The sequence below is a fragment of the Myroides sp. LJL115 genome, from assembly GCF_054871665.1.
The window spans coordinates 1-21,696 of sequence record NZ_JBTXLS010000024.1 but is presented as its reverse complement, the minus strand read 5'-3'; the positions used below and the strand labels follow the sequence as shown (position 1 = coordinate 21,696).

Genomic DNA, 21,696 nt, shown 5'->3' with positions numbered 1-21,696 from the left:
TTTAAATTCTGTCTTACCTAGGGGTTATTTAATCTTTAAAAACAAAATTTAATTCCTCTCTTAGGTTATAACGAGAAGACATTACCTCTCCGTAGGCTCCAGCTGAACGAATAGCAAGCATATCACCTCTGTGTAATAAAGGCAAAGCGATATCCTTACCAAAACAATCACTACTCTCGCAAATTGGTCCAACTACATCATAACGAACTAGTTCTTGCTCCTTGGTGTCTAAACTATTAGTTATTTTCTCTACTTTATGTACAGCTTGGTATAAAGCAGGTCGTAAAAGCTCTGTCATACCTGCATCTAAAATAGCGAAATTCTTATTTACTCCATTTTTAATATAAAGTACTCGTGAGATAAGACTTCCACAATTCCCAACAATACAACGTCCTAATTCAAAGTGTACCTCTTGTGTTTTCTCTATCTCCAAGAACTCATTAAATAAACCAAAGAAAGAAGAAAAGTCTACAATTGGCTCTTTATCCGGTTCTGCATAATTAATACCTAATCCTCCTCCTAAATTTAAAATAGGTACTGTAATTCCTTTATCGATAAAAAAGGCATTCCACTGGTTTACTTTTACACATAAATTTCTAAACACATCTAAATCCGTTATCTGAGATCCCACGTGAAAATGTAATCCCACAAAATTTAAACTTTGCGAATTATTAGTGAAAATATCTAAACAATTATCTAGTTCATGGGCCATAATCCCAAATTTATTTTCGTCTAACCCAGTGGTAATATAATGGTGAGTTTTAGCATCTACGTTAGGATTAATACGCAAAGCTATATTTGCCTTAACCCCCAATTTACTTGCAATTTCTCCAATTACCTTTAATTCAGCAACGGATTCTACGTTAAAGGCTAAAATATTTTTATTTAAAGCAGTAGTAATTTCTTTATCTGTTTTACCAACTCCAGCAAATACAACCTCATCGGCTTTAAAGCCATTTTCAATGGCTAATTCAATTTCTTTACCACTAACGCAATCTGCCCCTAAACCAAAAGAAGCAATAGTTTGTAAAATAACAGGATTATTATTGGCCTTAACCGCATAATGAACATGGTAGTTATATTTATCGGCTTGGTTTTTTACCTCTTTTACTGTTTGTCTTAATAAAGGCAAATCATAATAGTAGAAAGGAGTAGAATGGTTTTGTAAATTATCGAAATTATTTTTCATTTTTTTAAAATAAACGGTTGTGTAAAGATCTTAAAGCTTCTACTTTATAAGTAGTAGGTACTAAGATAGAAATGTTGTGTTCGCTACCTCCATAAGAGATCATACGAATTGGAATGTGTTTCACTGCCTCAGAAACTATTGTAGCGTGTCCATGTGTATTTCTTCTGAAATCCCCAACAATACATACAATAGATTGGTCATGATCTAATTCTACAGTCCCAAAATTCTCTAATTCTTTGATTATTTTATCTAAGTTAGTTGTATCATCAATAGTTAAAGATACAGCCACCTCAGAGGTAGTAATCATATCAATAGGTGTTTTATAACGTTCAAAAACTTCGAATACTCTTCTTAAAAATCCGTATGCCAGTAACATTCGTGAAGAGTTAATTCGAATAGCAGTAATACCATCTTTAGCAGCAATAGCAACGATTTGATCCTCACTTTGACTTTGAGAAGAAATCAAGGTTCCTTTTGCAGTAAGCTCCATAGTATCTAATAGTCGTACTGGAACATTGAACCTTTTAGCTGGGAAAACACTTTGAGGATGTAAGATTTTAGCTCCAAAATAAGCCAACTCCGCTGCTTCATCAAAACTCAAATGAGATAATGGTTTTGTATTTTGAACAAATCTAGGATCATTATTATGGAATCCATCAATATCCGTCCAGATTTGGATTTCCTCTGCTTGTAAAACAGCTCCTAATAAAGAAGCAGTATAATCCGATCCTCCTCTACGCAGGTTATCTACCTCCCCAAAAGCATTTCTACAAATGTATCCTTGTGTGATAAAAAGAGTGTCTTGTGGGTATTTATCCAAAGTTAGTTTTGCATTAGTTTGTATAAAATCTACATCTGGCTCGTTTTCCTGATCCATTCTCATAAAGTCTAAAGCCGGTAATAAAACAGACTTTACATTTTTTTCTTGCAAATGGCAATGAAATAAAGTAGTAGAAAGTAACTCTCCTTGAGCTAAGGTAATTCTTTGCTCTATTTTAGTAAAGATATCGTTACCTAATTCATACAATAGGTTAAAATGCTTATCAATTATAGCTTGACCGTGCTCTAAGGCATTTTCTGTAGTAAATAATTCCTTTATGAAAGTCTTATATTTCTCATATAAAACATCAATAGCTTGGTGAGCTTGTTTTTTTTGCTGATTTAAATACAACTGAGCAATTTCTTCCAAAGCATTCGTTGTTCCAGAAACAGCGGATAATACTACTAAGTGTGCATCACTTGGCTGCGACTCGATAATAGTTAACAATTGCTCCATGCGTTGTGGGGTTCCTACGGAGGTTCCTCCAAATTTTAAAACTTTCATAAATTAATTAATTGATTATTTTTTCTTTTTAATTTTTATTTACAACCATTCCTGCGTCTATATAAAAAAGTAGTGTAATAAAAAAGGGACCTGTCGTGATGACAAGTCCCTTACTATATTTTTCGTATATCTATAGAGAAACTGCTCACGACATTTGACGTAAGTTCACCTTCTTCCCCTTCTTCATTATAGATACAAACATGATTGTTTTTTTCTTATTATTATTGATTACAAATATAGCTACTTATTTTAAAAAACAAACCTTTTCTTAAAATAAATTATTTTCAAAAATCACAAGCCATTGTATAATTGTTACAATTACTCCCATTAATATTGATTTTCGACAAAATAAAAGCAAAGATACTTCAGTTTTTTAGCAAAACACCAAAAGCCATTTTGGCCAATTTTCCTAAATACTTAAAATATTTAAGTACTAAAGCGACCTTTTATAACGACACTTTTACAAATAATAATCGGTGAAAAATCTATTCTATAGAATTTTTTTCTTCTCTTCGTTGTAAAACAGAATCTGTTTCGGCGTTACCATATTTCCAATAAGAGTATGCGTAAAGCTCATTTGATGACCAACCCTTTTCTTTTCTAAAATAATGCCTTAGAGCTTTTATACTTTGCATTTCACTAGCTAAATAGCCAAATTTACTTTCTTGATGATTTTTATTGTCAACAATATCCTTCACTTTTTGGATTAATTGGGTATTTACCCCTGGTGTAGGATTAATAAGCCAAGTAACTTCTGCTTGACATTGGTAATTTAAAGTCTGTATATCCTCTAAAGATTCTACCTCAAGGATAACATCTGCTTGCACATTAGATGGTAAACTCTCTAAAATCGCCCCTAAAACTGGAATGGCAGTTGCATCACCTGCCAGCACATACCACTTTGCTTGTGGATATAATTCTTTCTTTACTACCCCCATAGCTACACCTAAAGGTGCACCAATTGGAGCATTGATAGCAAAATCAGAAGCTGGTGAATCACTACCATGAGCAACAAAGTCAATTATAATCTCTTTTTTATCCAAGTCGATCCCTCTATGAGTATAAGTTCTCATGATAGCTGCTTTGGAAGGATCTTGGTGTACTACTTTTTTAGTCTGTGGATCCATCTGGCCAAACTCTATAGTGGAGCATCCTTTTGGAGCTAAAAATATTTTGTTGTTGACTCCTATAGTTGTTTCTTTAAATTGATCTACCTCTGGATGGGTTAAGGTTAATCGAATATAATGAGGAGTGATATATTGTCTGTTCACTAAAGTGAATATCTTTCTACTAGTATTTGCTTTCATTACTACTTACTTTATGGTCATGAAAGACAAATATAAGGAATTATAATTATTTAGTCTTATTCAAAACAACTAATTAACTTTAGGTAAAGCACTTCTCCTAGTAGAACAATAAAGAAGACTACTTTGCCCTTTTCACCTAGCAATTGTAGCTTTAATTCAAACAAGAAAAACAGAAGAATAAAAATAACTGATTTATAATTATTTCTTTACCAAAAAATATATTATCTGTAGGTAACAACTTTTAGCATTCCTTCTTATGAGAAAAGGGTTTACACTTCTGATGTTGTTATCTTTTTGTTTTAGCTACACCTTTGTAAGAGATACTGTGCTAAAAAAGAACTTACCTACTGACAATTCCTTTGTAGAACTTGAAATAACATGTTTAGGTTTAGTGACACGAAAGATTTAAATAAGGACTTTACTCTTAATGCAAAATTGTTACGCACCCCTAAACAGTTAAACACTATGTTTGTCGAACATACCAGAAAATATAATCTAGAAGATAAGAATTACATAGAAACTAAAATAGTTACTATAGGTGGAATTCTCTATTTAAGGTCATACGCCTCTGATGGATATATAACAACTACAGGGTTACAAACAAAATATGCACAAGACACTCAAAATATAATCTTAAAAGCCTAAGTCATAAGTTGTACTTCTAATCAAAACATTGGCTGGCTTGCACAAGCAGTGAATCCCTTTACTCCTTGTATACAGGAAGATTACACTAAAATAGTCACACACAACTTAGCCCTTAATAAGTAAGCGAGGTACTTTGTTCAGAAAACAAACAACTATTATACCTACCCCTTTTATGGCTACTGCTATTTAAAGTCATTTCCGGAATTCATCGCTTTTAAGAACCTGTGATAATCCATCTTTTGATAAGAATAGTAGTAAGGACTCTTTGCCTTACTATATAATCCCTCTATCCCATTATTTAACTCCTGGTAGTAATCCAGTAAAAAGGGATATATCCTCTAACTTGTAATGGGCTAGGAAGTACAAGAGGTGTATTAAAAAACAATATCAAACAATTTTGCTTAGCCTGTATATTTATTAGAACACAACAAAAAATAATCTTTATCTTGCTTAATTAAAATAGAATTGCAAGATTTGCTTAAAACCACTTGATAAATACTTTAGTAAGTAGAGTTTAACGAGTATTTTAAGAAAAAAAAAACAAGCAATGCTAGATTAATCTTTATTTTTGCTAAAAATAAAATACTATATGCTAATTATCGGAATCGCAGGAGGAACTGGTAGTGGTAAAACTACCGTAGTTCATCAAATAATGACAGAGTTACCCCATACTGAAGTAGGAATTATATCTCAAGACTCTTACTATAAAGCAACGGATAACTTATCTTTGGAAGAAAGACAATTAATTAATTTTGACCATCCAAGATCAATTGATTTCGATCTTCTTGTGCAACATCTACAAGAGTTAAAACAAGGCAATAGTGTTAACCAGCCTGTTTATTCTTTTGTTAAGCATAATAGAACACAAGATTATGTATTAACTCATCCTAGAAAAGTGATGATTGTAGAGGGTATTTTAATACTTACAAATCCAATGTTAAGAGATATGTGTGATATTAAAATCTTTGTACATGCGGACTCAGATGAAAGACTAATTCGTCGATTAAAAAGAGATATAGCCGAAAGAGGAAGAGATATGACAGAGGTTTTAGATCGTTACCAAAACACTTTAAAACCAATGCATGAACAATTCATTGAACCATCAAAAGCCTACGCTGATATTATTATTCCTTATGACACTTATAACACTGTAGCAATTGATGTAGTTCGAACTGTAATCAATGAAAAAATAAGTTAATCCTTTTGTACAAAAAATAGATGCAGAACAACGGTATTTCAAATAAGTTTAGTTTTTTAAAAAACAGATGGACCCTATTGTGGATTTTATCGCTGTTTTTGTTCTTACTATGGATACTAATCTTTGATACTTATTCTTTACTAGAGCATAGACATATCGACAAGGAAATTAAAAAATTACAGGGCAATAAAGCTTATTTCGAAAATGAAATTCGAAAAGACAAGCAAGCTATTAAAGGCCTTAGAAGTGGAGATGCAACGGAAAAATATGCTAGAGAAAAATATTATATGAAAAGAGATAATGAAGATATATTCATCATTGAATTTGACTCATTACCCCAAAAATAACCCAACAACCAAAAAACTATGAATAATGAACTTTTTGAAGATTTCCCTAAGGTATCTTCAAAGGAGTGGAAAAACCTTATTCAATTTGATTTAAAAGGAGCCGAATACAACCAAACCTTAGTTTGGGAATCCCTAGAGGATATTAAGGTTCGCCCTTTTTACCAAAATGATGTAGATAATAATCCACTTCCAATACCAACTCAAAGCACAGAATTTGCTATTGTACAGCAAATTTATGTTTTTGATGTATCTAAAACTATTGAAAAAACGCAACAAGTACTTGAAAAAGGTGCAGAAATAGTACATTTTACTATTGATAATGCTCAAATAGAGGCTAAAACCCTTTTAGAGCATTTACCTAAAGAGGCTAAGTACTTATTTAACTTTAATTTCTTAGAGTTAGATTACATAAAAGATTTATCCCAGTTCGCTAAGCAAAAAAACTATGATATCCAGATTATCTTAGATCCTTTAAAGCAATTACAAGAGCAAGGTAACTGGTTTTCTAATTTAACTAATGATTTCGAACAACTAAATGAAGCTATTGCTTCTAATGATAATATTTACATAGGAGTAAATACTTCTTTACATCAAAATGCAGGAGCTAATATTGTACAACAAGTTAGTTATGCCTTAGCCCAAGTAAGCGAATATTTACACCGCGTAAAATCCTATAGCTCTACTATTTTTATTCAAGTAAGCGTAGGATCGAATTACTTTTTTGAAATCGCTAAACTAAGAGCTTTAAGAATGCTTTTAGATATAGTGGGTAAAGAATTCAATAGTGCCATTGATTTTAAAATTATGGCTATTCCAAGTAAGCGTAACAAAACATTATACGATTATAATGTTAACTTACTTCGAACAACTACAGAATCTATGAGTGCAATCTTAGGAGGTGCTGATTATGTTAGCAACCTTGCCTATGATGCTATTTATCATAAAGAAAATGAATTTTCCGATAGAATTGCTCGCAATCAGCTTTTAATTCTAAAACAAGAAAGTTATTTTAATGCCGTAAACAATCCTTGTGAAGGTGCCTATTATATAGAATACCTTACTGCTCAAATTGCGCAAAAAGCATTAGATCACTTTAAAAAAATGGAAAGAAATGATGGATTAATCACTTTGCTTATTCAAGGGGTTATCCAAAAGGAAATAACTCAAAATGCCAATAAAGAGCAAGAGTTATTTGAACAAGGCAAAGAGGTTTTATTAGGTAGTAATAAATATCCGAATGCCAATGATTTTATGAGTGATGACTTAGAGTTATATCCTTTTGTTAAACAAAATCCTAGAAAAACCCTAATTATTCCAATTATTGAAAAGCGCTTAGCTCAACAATATGAGAAGGATAGATTAGAGCTAGAGAAAAATAAAAACAGTTAGGAGATGAAAAGAAAAGACTTACAAAATTTAGCTATACCTCCTTTAGAGGGTGTACAAAATAAAGAACAAAGTGTTTTTACAACTGCAGAAGGAATTGATATTAAACCAACCTATACTAAAGAGGATATTGAAAATGTCGAACATATAGGTTTTGCAGCAGGAATAGCTCCTAATCTTAGAGGACCTTATTCCACTATGTATGTAATACGTCCTTGGACTATTCGTCAATATGCTGGGTTTTCCACTGCAACAGAAAGTAATGCTTTTTACAGACGTAATTTAGCTGCTGGACAAAAAGGATTATCTGTAGCCTTTGACCTAGCTACTCACCGAGGCTATGACTCGGATCACCCACGTGTGGTTGGTGATGTTGGAAAAGCAGGTGTAGCTATCGATAGTGTTGAGGATATGAAAGTATTATTTGATCAAATACCATTAGATCAAATGTCTGTATCTATGACAATGAATGGAGCTGTTTTACCTATTATGGCTTTTTATATTGTAGCTGCAATGGAACAAGGTGTGGATATAAAAGACCTATCAGGAACTATACAAAACGATATTTTAAAGGAGTTTATGGTTAGAAATACCTATATCTATCCCCCTACTCCTTCTATGAAAATCATAGCGGACATTTTCTCTTATACCAGTGAGAAAATGCCTAAGTTCAATTCTATTTCCATAAGTGGTTACCATATGCAAGAAGCAGGTGCAACAGCAGACTTAGAATTGGCTTACACCTTAGCTGATGGTTTAGAATACATTAGAACAGGATTAAATGCAGGAATGAAAATCGATGATTTCGCTCCTAGACTTTCCTTTTTCTGGGCTATTGGAATGAACCATTTTATGGAAGTTGCCAAATTAAGAGCTGCTAGAATGCTTTGGGCTAAACTTTTAAAACAATTCCAGCCAAAGAATGCTAAATCCCTAGCACTTCGTACCCACTGTCAAACTTCAGGATGGAGTTTAACCGAACAAGATCCTTTTAATAATGTTGCTAGAACTGCTATCGAAGCATGTGCTGCAGCATTTGGAGGAACCCAGTCTTTACATACTAATGCCTTAGATGAGGCAATTGCTTTACCAACAGACTTCTCAGCAAGAATCGCACGTAATACTCAAATCTATTTACAAGAAGAAACAAAAATTTGTAAAACAGTAGATCCTTGGGCAGGTAGCTACTATGTAGAATCCCTAACTCAGGACATTGCCCGAAAAGCTTGGGATTTAATCCAAGAGGTAGAAAATCTAGGAGGTATGACAAAAGCAATTGAGGCTGGAATACCAAAATTGCGTATCGAAGAAGCTGCTGCTAGAAAACAAGCAAGAATTGACAGCGGTCAAGATACTATTGTTGGAGTAAATAAATACCGTTTAGAAAAAGAAGATCCACTCCATATTTTAGAGGTAGATAATCAAACAGTAAGAGACCAGCAAATTAAATCTATTGAGCAAATAAAAGCTACAAGAGATAATAAAGCAGTATCTTTAGCTCTACAAGCATTAACCCTTTGTGCAAAAACGGGACAAGGAAACCTTTTAGAACTAGCTGTAGTTGCAGCACAACACAGAGCTACCTTAGGGGAGATTAGTGATGCGCTACAAGCAGAGTTTGGCCGTTTTAAAGCACAAATCCAATCTATCTCTGGAGTGTATAGCAAAGAAATAAAACAAGATAAAAGCTTCGAAAAAGCTTGTCGTTTAGCAAATGAATTTGCTCAAAAAGAAGGAAGAAGACCTCGCATTATGATTGCAAAAATGGGGCAAGACGGTCATGACCGTGGAGCTAAAGTTGTAGCAACAGGATATGCAGATGTAGGATTTGATGTGGACATAGGTCCTTTATTTCAAACCCCAAGTGAAGCAGCAAAACAAGCCATTGAAAATGATGTACACGCTCTTGGAGTTTCTTCTTTAGCTGCAGGTCATAAAACTTTAGTTCCTCAGGTAATTGAAGAATTAAAGAAATATGGTAGAGAAGACATTATGGTAGTTGTTGGTGGAGTTATCCCAGCCCAAGATTACCAGTTTTTATTTGATGCAGGCGCAGTAGCAGTATTTGGCCCAGGAACTAAAATCAGTGAGGCCGCTAGTGTTATGCTTGAAATATTATTAGACAACGAATAGATTATACCAATAAAACCACTCCCTGAAAAGAGTGGTTTTTTTTTAAACCGAGGCTTTACTATACCTGTTTTGTTCAAAAAGACCTACCTTTGTACTAAAATAGAAGATAATATGAATTTCGAAGACTTACAATTAAACAAGAACATCTTAAAAGCTGTTACTGAGCTGGGATATAAAGAGCCTACTGCTATACAGCAAAAAGCTATTCCCCTTATTTTACAGGAAAAAGATGTTATAGCTTGTGCACAAACAGGTACAGGGAAGACAGCTGCATTTGCTATGCCTATTATACACTATCTTCATAAAATTGGCAATACAAAAAGATCCAAAAACGCCAAAGTTTTGATTGTAACACCAACTAGAGAGCTAGCTCAGCAAATTGGTGATAACTTCGAAAAGTACGCAAAATACACCAATATCACTTCTATTTTACTTTATGGTGGGATGAGTATAAAGCCTCAAATTGAACAACTTCAAAAAGGAGCAGATATTATCATTGGTACACCCGGAAGATTATTAGATTTATACAAACAGAAACACTTAAATTTAGATCACCTTCACTTTTTAGTTTTAGATGAGGCAGATTTAATGTTAGATATGGGATTTATTGACGATGTGAAAAAAATCATCGCATTGACTCCTTCTAACCGACAAACTTTACTGTTCTCGGCTACTATGCCATTACAGGTGCGTGAATTAGCTCATGAGTTTTTACAAAAACCAGAATATGTAAGCGTAGATCCAATATCTTCTTTGGCAAAAACAGTAAAACAACAGGTTTATTTTACAGCAAAATCTAATAAGAAGAAGTTATTATATCACTTAATTAGAAACCAAAAATTAAAGGATGTACTTGTATTTACAAGAACAAAGCAAGGGGCTGATTTACTTGTTACTTATTTAGAAAAACAAGGAGTACAAGCAGTAAGCTTCCATGGAGATAAATCCCAAAGTGCACGTCAAGAGGCATTGGATTTATTTAAGGAAAAGAAAATTCCAGTTCTTATTGCCACTGATATAGCCGCTAGGGGAATTGATATTGATAATTTACCTATTGTAATTAATTTTGATTTACCTAATATACCAGAAACCTTTGTACACCGTATAGGTAGGACAGGTAGAGCAAACCAAGAAGGTTTAGCTATCTCTTTTTGTGATAATTCGGAAAAGATGTATTGGCAAGATATTGTAAAATTTACAAGATCACAGCCAAAACAAATTTTAGATCACCCTTTTGTCGAAAAACCAAAACAGGAAAAACAAACTAAAAATACACAAGGGGCTGCGGAACAAACAACTAGTAAAAATAAATCTAGAAAATCAAGCAACGCTAAAAAGAATAAAAAGCGTTGGTATTAAGAAGCCTGTTTAAAAATAATAAAAAGTATTCTTTATAGTAATGAAATGCAGCAAACATATAAAAAAGAGAATTTTTCAGACCCTACGCTTTTTAATTATAAGCTTTACTGTCCTTTTTCTTAGTATTTGGTTGGCAAATTTTTACGTCACATATAATGCCTTTGACTATATCTACGATGATATAGATAAAATCCCATCTAATAAGGTAGGCCTTGTATTAGGTACGTCTAAAAAACTATCCAATGGTATGGACAATCCTTATTTTACTAAACGAATAGTAGCGGCTTATGAACTTTTTAAGCACCAGAAAATTCAATACATCCTTGTAAGCGGAGATAATAGTGTTTCCAATTATAACGAACCTTTGGATATGAAAAATGATTTAGTAGCTCTAGGGGTGCCTCAAGAAAATATATTTTTAGATTATGCAGGTTTCCGTACCCTAGACTCGGTATATCGTACTAATGCTATTTTTGATCAAAACTCTTTTACTATTATTAGTCAAGCGTTTCACAATCAACGAGCAGTATATATCGCAAAGTACTTAGGCCTAAATGCAATTGGCTATAACGCTAAAGATGTTAACTCTTCCTTTGGCTATAAGACCATACTTCGAGAGAAGCTGGCTAAAGTAAAGGTACTACTTGATCAATTCTTTGGAAAAAAACCAAAGTTTCTAGGACATAAAATAATTATTCCATAAAAAAAAGAGGTCTTGTAGACCTCTTTTTTTTTATAAATTTAAAACAAATGCCATATTTGAGTTGTTATCAAACATAGTATAACCCCAAAAACTATAGGTAGAACAGAAGCTACAAAAGTCCATTTGATACTATTTGTTTCTTTATAGATGGTATAAATGGTTGTACTACATGGATTGTGCAATAAACTAAAAAGCATCAAATTCACTCCAGTTAAAGTAGTCCATCCTGCTAATTGTAAAATACTAGCAATTTCTGAATCCCCTGTTTCGAACATTACACCAGCTTGGTGAGAAACCACACTATCCCCTAATACCATCGCTGTTAGCATTAATATAGTTGGAATTACGATTTCGTTGGCAGGTATTGCAACAATATAAGCTAATAGAATTACTCCATTTAATCCAAGTAACAGACCAACTGGCTCTAAGGCAAAAATAGTATGTAAAGCAATACTTTGTCCCTCAATACTCACATTGGATATTAGCCAAATAATTGCACCAGCTGGAGCAGCAAATAAAAGTGCTCTACCTAAAACAATTAGGGTACGGTCAATTAAGGAAGTATAAATGGTTTGTAAAAACAATGGTGGACGATAAGGTGGTAATTCTAAAGTAAAAAAGGAAGCTTCCCCTTTTAATAGTGTTCTAGATAATAGCCAAGAACTAAAAAAAGTAAAACAAATCCCCAACACTACTACACCTACCACGGCAAAAGTGGAGATTACTCCCCTTAGATAAGTAGGAACTAAAGCCCCTATAAAAATAGTAGCCATTAAAATTTGCGTAGGCCACCTACCATTACACAACGAAAAATTATTGGTGATAATAGCGATCAATTTTTCCCTAGGGGAATTTATAATACGAGTTGACACCACACCTGCTGCATTACATCCAAATCCCATACTCATAGTTAGAGCTTGTTTTCCATGGGCACCTGAACCTTTAAATAAACGATCTAAGTTAAATGCTACCCTTGGTAAATACCCAAAATCCTCTAATAAAGTAAATAAAGGAAAGAATATAGCCATAGGTGGTAACATAACTGCTGTCACCCAAGCAGTGCATAAATAAATTCCATCAATAAGAATACCGCTTAGCCACCAAGGTAAATGTAAGAATTCTCCAAAGTGTTTTAACCAAAAATATCCTTTATCCACCAATAAGAAAGAAAGGGCGCTAGATGGATAATTAGATCCAATAATAGTTAACCAAAGCACCACTCCTAAAATTAAAAGCATAATTGGAAAACCAAATCGCTTACTAGTAACAATACTATCCATGGCTCTATCAAATTTGAAAGCCCTAGCCCTATCTGGAGAATCTACCCTTTGACCAACAATCTTACTGACTTGGGAAAAGATACCCTCTGCTAATGTTTGAGCAAAATCCATTGCTAAATCTTCATGGTACCTCTTAGCTTGTTGTAAAATTGGAGCTAAATTATCTTGATTTATAGTTGTGGAAAGTTCCTTTGAAAGCAGTGCTTGCTCTATACTTTTATCTTGTTGGATCAAACGCATTGCAATCCAAGAAACACTAGGTAAATTAGGTTCTAGATCTGATAGTTGCTTACCAATAACATCTATTGGCCCATTAGTTTTTCCTTCAACTAATTTTATATTGCCTGCCACTTGTGGATTTCTTTGGTGAGCTACACTTTCAATGGCTTGAAGTAATTCAGTAATCCCTACTTTACTCCTAGCAGAAGTAGCAACAACAGGAACTCCTAAATCCTTAGAAAGTCCTCTTAAGTCAATTTCTATACCATGTCTTTTAGCCTCGTCCATAAGGTTTACACAGACAACTACCTTGGAGGTGATTTGTCTAATTTGTAAAGCTAAAGATAAATGTCTATCCAATCTACTAGCATCTACAACAACAATCGTTACATCAGGCTTAGAGAATAAAATAAAATCTCTAGCCACTTGTTCGTCTTCAGAGGTAGAAAGTAAGGAATACGTCCCAGGTAAATCTACTATGCTAAAATAATCTTCCCCGAATTTAAAATGGCCAATTTGACTAGTTACTGTCTTCCCTGGCCAATTCCCCGTGTGTTGCTTTAAACCAGTTAAAGCATTAAAAACAGTACTTTTTCCCGTATTAGGGTTTCCTGCTAAGGCAATAGTAAAATCTACTTTCACATTATCCCCTCCCATTTTTTTTAAAGAGGAGGAAGTGTTTAAGTCACATATATCACAGGCTGTTTTAGCCATAATTTAAAATTTTGAAAAGAATTTAATTCTTAGTTTGTATTTCAATGTATTTTGCATCCTGTTTTCTTAGAGAAATAATAGTATTAAAAATACTATAAGCAATAGGATCATTTAAAGGACTAATGCTATGAATAATTATAGTAGCACCGTGGACAAATCCCAAATCTAATAATCGCTGAAAAATTTCTACAGGACAACTTTTATTTATCCCTAAAATAGTAGCTTTTTGTCCTTTATGTAAATCTAATAAAGTCATATCATTCACTTTAGAGTTACAAAAATACAAAATTAGATACGCCTAACAATTAATTTAGTCATAATTATTACTTTTTTTTAAAAAAAAATGCCAATACTCTTATGAATATTGGCATTGTAAGATCTTTTAAAGACAGTATTATATGTTTTTAAAGGCACTTTCAAATGGGACCCTATGAATTAAACTTCTTCCAAGAGTAACTTCATCAGCATATTGTAATTCATCTCCAACAGAAATACCTCTTGCTATGGTACTGGTAATAATATTAAAGTCCTTTATTTGTTTAAAAATATAGAAGTTCGTCGTATCCCCTTCCATAGTAGAGCTTAAAGCGAAAATGATTTCCTTTACTTGTCCTTGTTTTACTTTATCCACAAGACTACTTATTTTAAGTTGACTTGGTCCAATCCCATCAATAGGAGAGATTTTACCACCTAATACATGATAAACCCCCTTATAGGATTGGGTGTTTTCTAAAGCCATAACATCTCTAATGTCCTCCACTACGCAAATAGTTTGGTGGTCTCTACTTGCATTATTACAAATATCACACCTTAGTTGGTCAGAAATGTTATGACAGCTCTCACAGAAAATTAAATCCGTGCGCATTTTAACCAAACTCTGAGCTAACCGAAGGGATTGTTCACTGGGTTGTTTAAGTAAATGTAACATTAATCGAAGCGCAGTTCTTTTACCAATCCCTGGTAATTGCGACATTTCGTCTACTGCTTTTTCTAATAATTTTGAAGGAAATTCCATGGTGCAAATATACTAAAATACGAGAGTTTTTAAAAACAAAGCCCGTGGTAAAACCAAGAGTTTAACAAGAAGATAAAAATTTCACCCTTTTTAATTGTAATACTATTTTAATATTTTACATTTGGTTAATAACCCTATAATCCTTTATCTATGAGTCCCTTTACTATTGTTTGCCTAATGGTGGTTTACTTTTCCATCTTGATAATTATTTCACAAGTAGTCAGTAAAAACAATAGCTCAAATAAGGCATTTTTCATTGCTAATAAAAATTCCAAATGGTATTTAGTAGCCTTTGGGATGATTGGTACTGCATTATCAGGGGTGACTTTTATTTCTGTACCAGGAGAAGTGGGCTCCATAAATGGTGAACAGTTTAAATACTTTCAATTTGTACTTGGTAACGTAGTAGGTTTTATACTGGTTGCTAAAGTTCTTTTGCCCTTGTATTATAAATATAACCTAATATCCATTTATACTTTTATTCAAGACAAACTAGGCTTTTATAGTTATAAAAGCGCCTCTATGATCTTTTTAATAAGTAGAACAATAGGGTCGTCATTTAGATTATACCTAGTGGTAATTGTATTGCAAAAGTTTGTATTTGATCATTATAACATTCCTTTTTTTGCAACGGTTTTACTAACTCTTTTATTAATATACGCCTACACCTATAAGGGAGGCTTAAAAACCATTATTATAACTGATACTCTACAAACTTTCTTTTTAGTTGCCTCGGTTATCTTTACTATATACTTTATTTGTAAGCAAATGGGGTATAATCCAATTCAGGCCTTTGAGAGTATTAAAGAAAGTAATTACTCTAAAATATTTTTCTGGGAGGATTTTTGGACAAGTAAATACCATTTCTTAAAGCAATTTTTAGGAGGAATATTTGTAACCCTAGCCATGGTAGGACTTGATCAGGATCTTATGCAAAAAAACTTAAGCTGTGCTAATATAAAACTGGCACAGAAAAACATGTATAGCTTCACAGCAATCTTCTTAGTAATCAATCTACTTTTTCTAAGTGTAGGAGCATTACTATATATTTATGCATCATCTAATTCTATACAAATACCCATCGATCCTATTACCAATGCGCCTCGAACAGATCTACTTTTTCCTTTAATTGCCTTTGAGTACTTTGCCATTGTACCAGCTGTAATTTTCCTATTAGGTTTAACAGCTGCTACTTTCGCTACAACAGATTCCGCTTTAACTGCTTTAACCACCTCTTTTTGTATTGACTTTTTATCCATGGATGAAAAAGAGCCTACCAAAAAATTAGTCACCCAAAGAAAACTAATTCACCTAGGTTTTTGCTTTCTAATGTTTATAGTTATTATTGTTTTCAACCAAATTAATGACGCCTCTATTGTAAGTATGATTTTTAAGATTGCTACTTATACATATGGACCGCTATTGGGCCTCTTCTCTTATGCTATACTCTTCAAAAACAGAAGTATAAAAGACAAATGGGTACCTTACATTTGTATGATCACTCCATTATTAACTTGGTGGATACAAGTTAATTCTTATTGGTTATTACAAAACTATACCTTTGATGTAGAGCTTATCATTGTTAATGCTCTTCTAACTGTTTTACTACTACTTGCTATAAGCAAACCTTTAAAATTGATTAGTTCTGAGCAAAACTAAAGTACAACCCTCTTCGTAATTGATTCCATTTTCTTTAAGTAAAGCATAAAACTCTGGATTTTCTGTTCCTGGATTAAAGAGCACTCGTTTGGGCTGTAAGGAAATAATATATTGGTAGAGTTCCATCTGAGCGTTAGGGTTAATATACATTGTAACGGTATGGATGTCTTTGTATTTGTTTAATTCTGTATCTATATTAACCTGGCAAACACTACCTGATCTTGGTCCATAGGCATACACATTATGGTGATATTGTTTAAGTAAACAAATGGCTTGGTTGGAATATCTTTCTGGTTTCAAAGAAGCTCCTATAACTACTACATTCATGATTTATTTTTTTAGTATTGATTCTACTAAATTTACGGCTTTTTAATCAACTCTATTTAAAAATACTATTATCTCAGTAGTTTTAAGTATATATACATAATATTTAGTTAAAATAGGTTAATTAACATAGTTTAGCTCGTAAATTTAAATAAAATTTAAAATTAAACACTATGAAGAAATTACTACTTTCATTTTTAGCAGTAGTATTATTAAGTACTACAGGTGTATTTGCCCATGAATCTCAAAACTTTAAAAAGCAAGATTACAAATGGCAAATGAGATTAAGAGGTGTTGGGGTATTTCCCCATAATAAAGCGGACATAGGTATTATAGGAGGTCAAATAGATGCAGATAACAATTTCATCCCTGAACTAGACTTTACCTACTTCTTCACAGAACATTTTGCAGCCGAATTAATCCTAGGAGTATCTAGACACTCCGTTCAAACATTAGGTTCTAACTTAAGTGCAATTGAAGGACCGTCTTCTGCAAATGTAGATCTTGGTAGTGCACTTTTACTACCTCCAACATTAATGTTCCAATACCACCATACCTTTGCTAAGGTCTTTAAACCTTACGTAGGAGCGGGTGTTAACTATACTATGTTCTTAGATGTTAAAAATGGTGTTGCACAAAAAGTAAAATATGAAGATAAATTTGGATGGGGATACCAACTAGGTTTTGACATTGACATTACCGATAAATTTTTCATTAACGTTGACTTTAAAAAATTATTCTTAAAAACAAACGTAACAGTAGACGCTACCAATTTATTACCAGCATCGGCTGCCCCTGGTAGCGAATTAGCAATACCAGCCAAAGTGAAGCTAGATCCAATGTTAATAGGATTTGGTATAGGAATGCGCTTTTAATTTTTTCTCATAAATCAAAAAACTGCCTTAAGAAAATGCCCTTCTTAGGGCAGTTTGCTTTTATGTGCTATTTGCCCGACCTTTGCCCCCAGCTAAAAAAAGGCAAAAATGATCAAATCTATTAGTTTTAAAGACATTAATAAACTAGCTATACCAGCTATATTTGCAGGAATTTCTGAATCCATTCTATCTCTTACCGACATTGCAATGGTTGGTAATTTAAAACATAACTCAGTGGAGGCTTTAGCTGCTGTTGGTCTTGTTGGTTCCTTTTTATCGGCTATTATTTGGGTTGTTGCCCAAACCAAAACCTCCATTTCAGCAACTGTATCCCAACATTTAGGTAAAAAAAGATTGTTTGCAGTAAAAACTCTAGTGCCGCAGGCTATCTTATTTAATTTTATCTTAAGTGTATTTTTATTTATAATCACTACCTACTTTGTACACGAAATATTCGTTGCCTACAAAGCAACTGGTTTGATTCTTACTTATGCAAAACAATACTATTTGGTTAGAGCATGGGGTTTCCCACTTACTTTAATCACTTTCGCTTTATACGGGGTATTTAGAGGTTTACAAAATACTATTTGGGCTATGAAATGTAGCCTGGTAGGAGCTGTATTAAATATTGTTTTAGATTATATTTTTGTCTTTGGTATAGAAGGCTATTTCCCAGCTTTACATATTATGGGAGCAGCCTATGCCAGTGTTATTGCACAAGGGGTTATGTTAGCTATGGCCCTATATTACTTCTTAAAATATACACCCTTTAGCCTTAAGGTTAGGAAAAAGCTCAATCCTGCCTTAAAGCCACTAATTATCATGAGCTTTAATTTCATTTTAAGAACTGCTACTTTAAATATTACTCTTTATATGGCCAGTAAATACGCCACTGGCTATGGTAAAGATTTTATAGCTGCACAAAGTATTTTAATGAACATATGGCTTTTCTTCTCTTTCTTTATCGACGGTTATGCTAGTGCAGGAAATGCGATATCAGGACGTTTATTGGGAGAAAGAAATTTTACAGCTATGTGGAAAATGATTAAAGATATTAGTAAATACTCCATCATCATATCCCTTATTCTAGTAGCAGTCTGCGCAGTGTTCTACCAAGACATAGGCCTAATTTTCAATAGTGACCCACAAGTGAACATTATCTTCACCTCTGTATTTTGGATTGTTTTACTTATGCAGCCCATTAATGCATTGGCTTATATTTTTGATGGTGTCTATAAAGGCTTAGGGGATGCCAAATTCTTGCGTAATAATCTAATGATGGCAACTTTCTTAGGGTATATACCTACTTTACTTATAGCAGATTATTTCGGACTTCAGATGTACAGTATTTGGCTAGCTTTTGCTGTTTGGATGTGTTTAAGAACTTTCCCAGTAATCTATATATTTAAGAAAACATATGTAAATAACTAGCCTTTGCAACAGTGTTGCAAATACACTTAAGTACTATTAAATGCTAATTTACTTTCTTAACTTTGAGTGATTAACATAAATAATAATACTATGTGCCAGTCAGATAATGCTAAAAACAATGTGAAACACAATCATGCAAATTCCAATGTAGACCACAAAGGACATAACCATGACCATGATACCATTGACTTAAATAGCCAAGAAGTCCATAGCTTAACCCTAAAAGATTTTTCACTTGCTATTGTATGTTTACTCTTAATTATCGCCGGTGCTGTGATGGAGCATCTACAACTAAGCTTCTTTACAGGTGTATTTCAATTTGCATGGTATTTAGTAGCTTATTTAATTGTAGGTTTTGGCGTATTAAAGAATGCTTACAACTTTATTCTAAATGGAGAGGTTTTCAATGAATTCTTCCTTATGAGTATCGCTACCATTGGTGCTTTTGCTATAGGCCAATATTCAGAAGGTGTAGCTGTAATGTTATTCTACTACGTAGGTGAATTATTTCAGGAAGCTGCAGCCAATAGAGCTAAAAAAAGTATTCAAGCCCTATTAGATGTTCGCTCCGATATTGCAACGGTTATTCGAGAGGGAAAGGCCATTGAAATCGATCCTAAACAAATCGGGGTAGGAGAAATTATACGTGTTAAAGTAGGAGAAAAAGTACCTTTAGATGGTATTTTACTTACTAAAAATTCGTCTTTTAATACTGCAGCTCTAACCGGAGAAAGTAAACCAGATACCAAACAAGAAGGACAAAGTGTTTTAGCAGGTATGATTAATTTAAATACGGTATGTGAAATACGAGTAACTGCTAAATTTGAAGATACCAAGCTATCCCAAATCCTTTACATGATCCAAGATGCAACATCTAAAAAATCTAAAACACAACTTTTTATAACTCGATTTGCTAAAATATATACCCCTATTGTTGTGCTTCTTGCAGCACTAATTGTAATTATCCCTAAGTTTATTTTTGTTGATTATGTCTTTAATGACTGGTTATATAGAGGACTTGTATTCTTGGTAATTTCTTGTCCTTGTGCACTAGTTATCTCTGTACCCTTAGGATACTTTGGTGGAATAGGACTAGCTTCAAGAAATGGAGTACTATTTAAAGGGAGTAACTACCTAGACGTTATGACAACGGTAGATACTGTAGTAATGGATAAGACAGGAACATTAACTCAAGGGGTATTTAGTGTACAACAAATACAACCTAATGAGGTATCTGAGGAAGATCTACTTTTGTATACTGCGGCAATTGAACAGCACTCCACCCATCCTATCGCATCAGCTATCACCCAATATGTAAAGGAAAACCTTCCTAACAAAGAGCTACAAGTAGAAAATATATCTGAAATAGCAGGCCATGGACTACAAGGAAATGTAAATGGTAAAAGAGTATTAGTAGGAAACGCAAAATTACTAGATAAGTTTTCTATTGCTTACCCTAACGAAATTCATGAAATTGTAGAGACAATTGTTATTGTTGCTATAGAGGATAATTACGCAGGATATATTACTATTGCTGATAAAATAAAACCTGACTCTTTCCAGGCAATTCAAAAGCTAAAAGAGATGGGAATTCTCACTGTAATGCTAAGTGGAGATAAAACCTCCATTGTAAATAAGGTAGCAAAAGAACTACAAATTGACCAAGCATTCGGAGACTTACTACCAGATGATAAAGTAAGACACGTTGAAAGGCTAAAAGAGTTAGGCCATAAAATCGCCTTTACTGGAGATGGAATTAATGATGCCCCTGTTATTGCACTATCCGACGCAGGTATTGCTATGGGAGGATTAGGAAGTGACGCAGCCATAGAAACAGCTGATATCGTAATACAAAACGATCAACCTAGTAGAATCCCATTATCTATTAAAATCGCTAAAAGAACGCGAAAAATTGTAATACAAAACATTTCTTTAGCCATTGGTATTAAACTATTAGTACTAATCCTGGGAGCTTTTGGACAAGCTAACCTATGGGAGGCTATTTTCGCCGATGTAGGTGTTTCCATTATAGCGATTCTAAATTCAGTTAGAATACAACATATAGATTCTTCAAAATTATAAAATAGAAGATTAGCCAAATTTTAAGACGCAGCATTAAATTCTTAATGTTGCGTTTTTTTATCTTATATAAAAGATATTAAGTATATCTTATAAAGGTCTTAATTCCCCTTAAATCTGCCATTATATAGCTAAAGTATAGTCCGGTGCGATCCATATGCTTACTCTAGTGTACCAAGCACAAAGCTAGCACTTGTTTAACCCTATTAGTGATTACAAATTATCATCCTTGCTAATACCTTAATTCATCCCAATGTCGATTATAAAACTCCTAACCCACTGTAATACTAAAATCCTCATTATGGAGTGTATCTACTTGAGTTTACTCCAAAAAAAAATCCCCAACATAAACATGTTGAGGATTTTATAAAAGAAGGGCGGCGTCATACTCTCCCACTGGTTAGCAGTACCATCTGCGCAAGCGGGCTTAACTTCTCTGTTCGAAATGGGAAGAGGTGAGCCCCGCTGCAATAACCACCCTAAATCGGTTGTCATCACTTTAGGATAAC

18 protein-coding genes and 1 rRNA gene are annotated in these 21,696 nt (G+C 33.4%); 11 read left to right on the top strand and 8 right to left on the bottom strand.

Annotated elements, in window-relative coordinates; genetic code table 11:
- Positions 1–28: 28 nt before the first annotated feature.
- The 3 genes from lysA to ACYSNX_RS07460 all read right to left on the bottom strand — a co-directional run bounded on the left by lysA (position 29) and on the right by ACYSNX_RS07460 (position 3,820).
- Positions 29–1,189: a diaminopimelate decarboxylase gene (gene lysA, locus ACYSNX_RS07470; protein ID WP_461754058.1), complete on the bottom strand. Its 1,161-nt coding sequence runs from the start codon at positions 1,187–1,189 to the stop codon at positions 29–31.
- 4 nt (positions 1,190–1,193) lie between these two features.
- Positions 1,194–2,513: an aspartate kinase gene (locus tag ACYSNX_RS07465; protein ID WP_461754057.1), complete on the bottom strand. Its 1,320-nt coding sequence runs from the start codon at positions 2,511–2,513 to the stop codon at positions 1,194–1,196.
- A gap of 485 nt (positions 2,514–2,998) precedes the next feature.
- Complete coding sequence (locus ACYSNX_RS07460) at positions 2,999–3,820, bottom strand: siderophore-interacting protein (protein WP_461754056.1); 822 nt, start codon at positions 3,818–3,820, stop codon at positions 2,999–3,001.
- Positions 3,821–4,285: 465 nt separating this feature from the next.
- Here ACYSNX_RS07460 and ACYSNX_RS07455 point away from each other — a divergent pair, with 465 nt between their 5' ends.
- The 7 genes from ACYSNX_RS07455 to ACYSNX_RS07425 all read left to right on the top strand — a co-directional run bounded on the left by ACYSNX_RS07455 (position 4,286) and on the right by ACYSNX_RS07425 (position 11,591).
- Positions 4,286–4,465 carry a hypothetical protein gene (locus tag ACYSNX_RS07455; RefSeq protein WP_461754055.1) on the top strand — a complete coding sequence of 60 codons (180 nt, stop codon included), beginning with the start codon at positions 4,286–4,288 and terminating at the stop codon, positions 4,463–4,465.
- Between the two features lie 589 nt (positions 4,466–5,054).
- Positions 5,055–5,663, top strand: a complete 609-nt coding sequence (udk, locus tag ACYSNX_RS07450) for a uridine kinase (protein WP_461754054.1) — start codon at positions 5,055–5,057, stop codon at positions 5,661–5,663.
- A 20-nt stretch (positions 5,664–5,683) separates the two neighbouring features.
- Positions 5,684–6,010 (top strand): FtsB family cell division protein, encoded by a 327-nt coding sequence (locus ACYSNX_RS07445; RefSeq protein WP_461754053.1) that lies wholly within the window; start codon positions 5,684–5,686, stop codon positions 6,008–6,010.
- Between the two features lie 18 nt (positions 6,011–6,028).
- Entirely contained in the window at positions 6,029–7,399 is a 1,371-nt protein-coding gene (locus ACYSNX_RS07440; protein WP_461754052.1) for a methylmalonyl-CoA mutase subunit beta, read from the top strand.
- A 3-nt stretch (positions 7,400–7,402) separates the two neighbouring features.
- Positions 7,403–9,529, top strand: coding sequence for a methylmalonyl-CoA mutase (scpA, locus tag ACYSNX_RS07435; protein ID WP_461754051.1), 2,127 nt, complete (start codon positions 7,403–7,405; stop codon positions 9,527–9,529).
- 111 nt (positions 9,530–9,640) lie between these two features.
- Positions 9,641–10,888, top strand: a complete 1,248-nt coding sequence (locus tag ACYSNX_RS07430) for a DEAD/DEAH box helicase (protein ID WP_461754050.1) — start codon at positions 9,641–9,643, stop codon at positions 10,886–10,888.
- A 40-nt stretch (positions 10,889–10,928) separates the two neighbouring features.
- The gene (locus tag ACYSNX_RS07425; protein WP_461754049.1) at positions 10,929–11,591 is read left to right on the top strand and encodes a SanA/YdcF family protein; all 663 of its coding nucleotides are present in this window, start codon (positions 10,929–10,931) and stop codon (positions 11,589–11,591) included.
- A gap of 38 nt (positions 11,592–11,629) precedes the next feature.
- On the opposite strand, the gene feoB is transcribed toward ACYSNX_RS07425, so the two are convergent.
- From feoB to recR, 3 genes are all read right to left on the bottom strand, one after another.
- On the bottom strand, positions 11,630–13,804 hold the full coding sequence (feoB, locus tag ACYSNX_RS07420) for a ferrous iron transport protein B (protein ID WP_461754048.1): 2,175 nt from the start codon (positions 13,802–13,804) through the stop codon (positions 11,630–11,632).
- Positions 13,805–13,826: 22 nt separating this feature from the next.
- Entirely contained in the window at positions 13,827–14,060 is a 234-nt protein-coding gene (locus tag ACYSNX_RS07415) for a FeoA family protein (protein WP_461754047.1), read from the bottom strand.
- A gap of 138 nt (positions 14,061–14,198) precedes the next feature.
- Positions 14,199–14,819, bottom strand: a complete 621-nt coding sequence (gene recR / locus ACYSNX_RS07410; RefSeq protein WP_461754046.1) for a recombination mediator RecR — start codon at positions 14,817–14,819, stop codon at positions 14,199–14,201.
- Between the two features lie 150 nt (positions 14,820–14,969).
- Here recR and ACYSNX_RS07405 point away from each other — a divergent pair, with 150 nt between their 5' ends.
- On the top strand, positions 14,970–16,478 hold the full coding sequence (locus ACYSNX_RS07405) for a sodium:solute symporter (protein ID WP_461754045.1): 1,509 nt from the start codon (positions 14,970–14,972) through the stop codon (positions 16,476–16,478).
- Here the strand turns inward: ACYSNX_RS07405 and ACYSNX_RS07400 are convergent.
- Positions 16,449–16,805, bottom strand: a complete 357-nt coding sequence (locus tag ACYSNX_RS07400) for a CoA-binding protein (RefSeq protein ID WP_461754044.1) — start codon at positions 16,803–16,805, stop codon at positions 16,449–16,451. The genes ACYSNX_RS07405 and ACYSNX_RS07400 overlap by 30 nt on opposite strands.
- A 170-nt stretch (positions 16,806–16,975) precedes the next feature.
- Here ACYSNX_RS07400 and ACYSNX_RS07395 point away from each other — a divergent pair, with 170 nt between their 5' ends.
- The 3 genes from ACYSNX_RS07395 to ACYSNX_RS07385 all read left to right on the top strand — a co-directional run bounded on the left by ACYSNX_RS07395 (position 16,976) and on the right by ACYSNX_RS07385 (position 21,190).
- Positions 16,976–17,677, top strand: a complete 702-nt coding sequence (locus tag ACYSNX_RS07395) for an OmpW/AlkL family protein (RefSeq protein ID WP_461754043.1) — start codon at positions 16,976–16,978, stop codon at positions 17,675–17,677.
- Positions 17,678–17,785: 108 nt separating this feature from the next.
- Positions 17,786–19,108, top strand: coding sequence for an MATE family efflux transporter (locus ACYSNX_RS07390; RefSeq protein ID WP_461754042.1), 1,323 nt, complete (start codon positions 17,786–17,788; stop codon positions 19,106–19,108).
- 90 nt (positions 19,109–19,198) lie between these two features.
- A complete protein-coding gene (locus tag ACYSNX_RS07385; RefSeq protein WP_461754041.1) occupies positions 19,199–21,190 on the top strand; it encodes a heavy metal translocating P-type ATPase in 1,992 nt (663 codons plus the stop codon).
- 369 nt (positions 21,191–21,559) lie between these two features.
- Here ACYSNX_RS07385 and rrf read toward each other — a convergent pair.
- Positions 21,560–21,669 (bottom strand): 5S ribosomal RNA (gene rrf / locus ACYSNX_RS07380).
- Between the last annotated feature and the right edge of the window lie 27 nt (positions 21,670–21,696).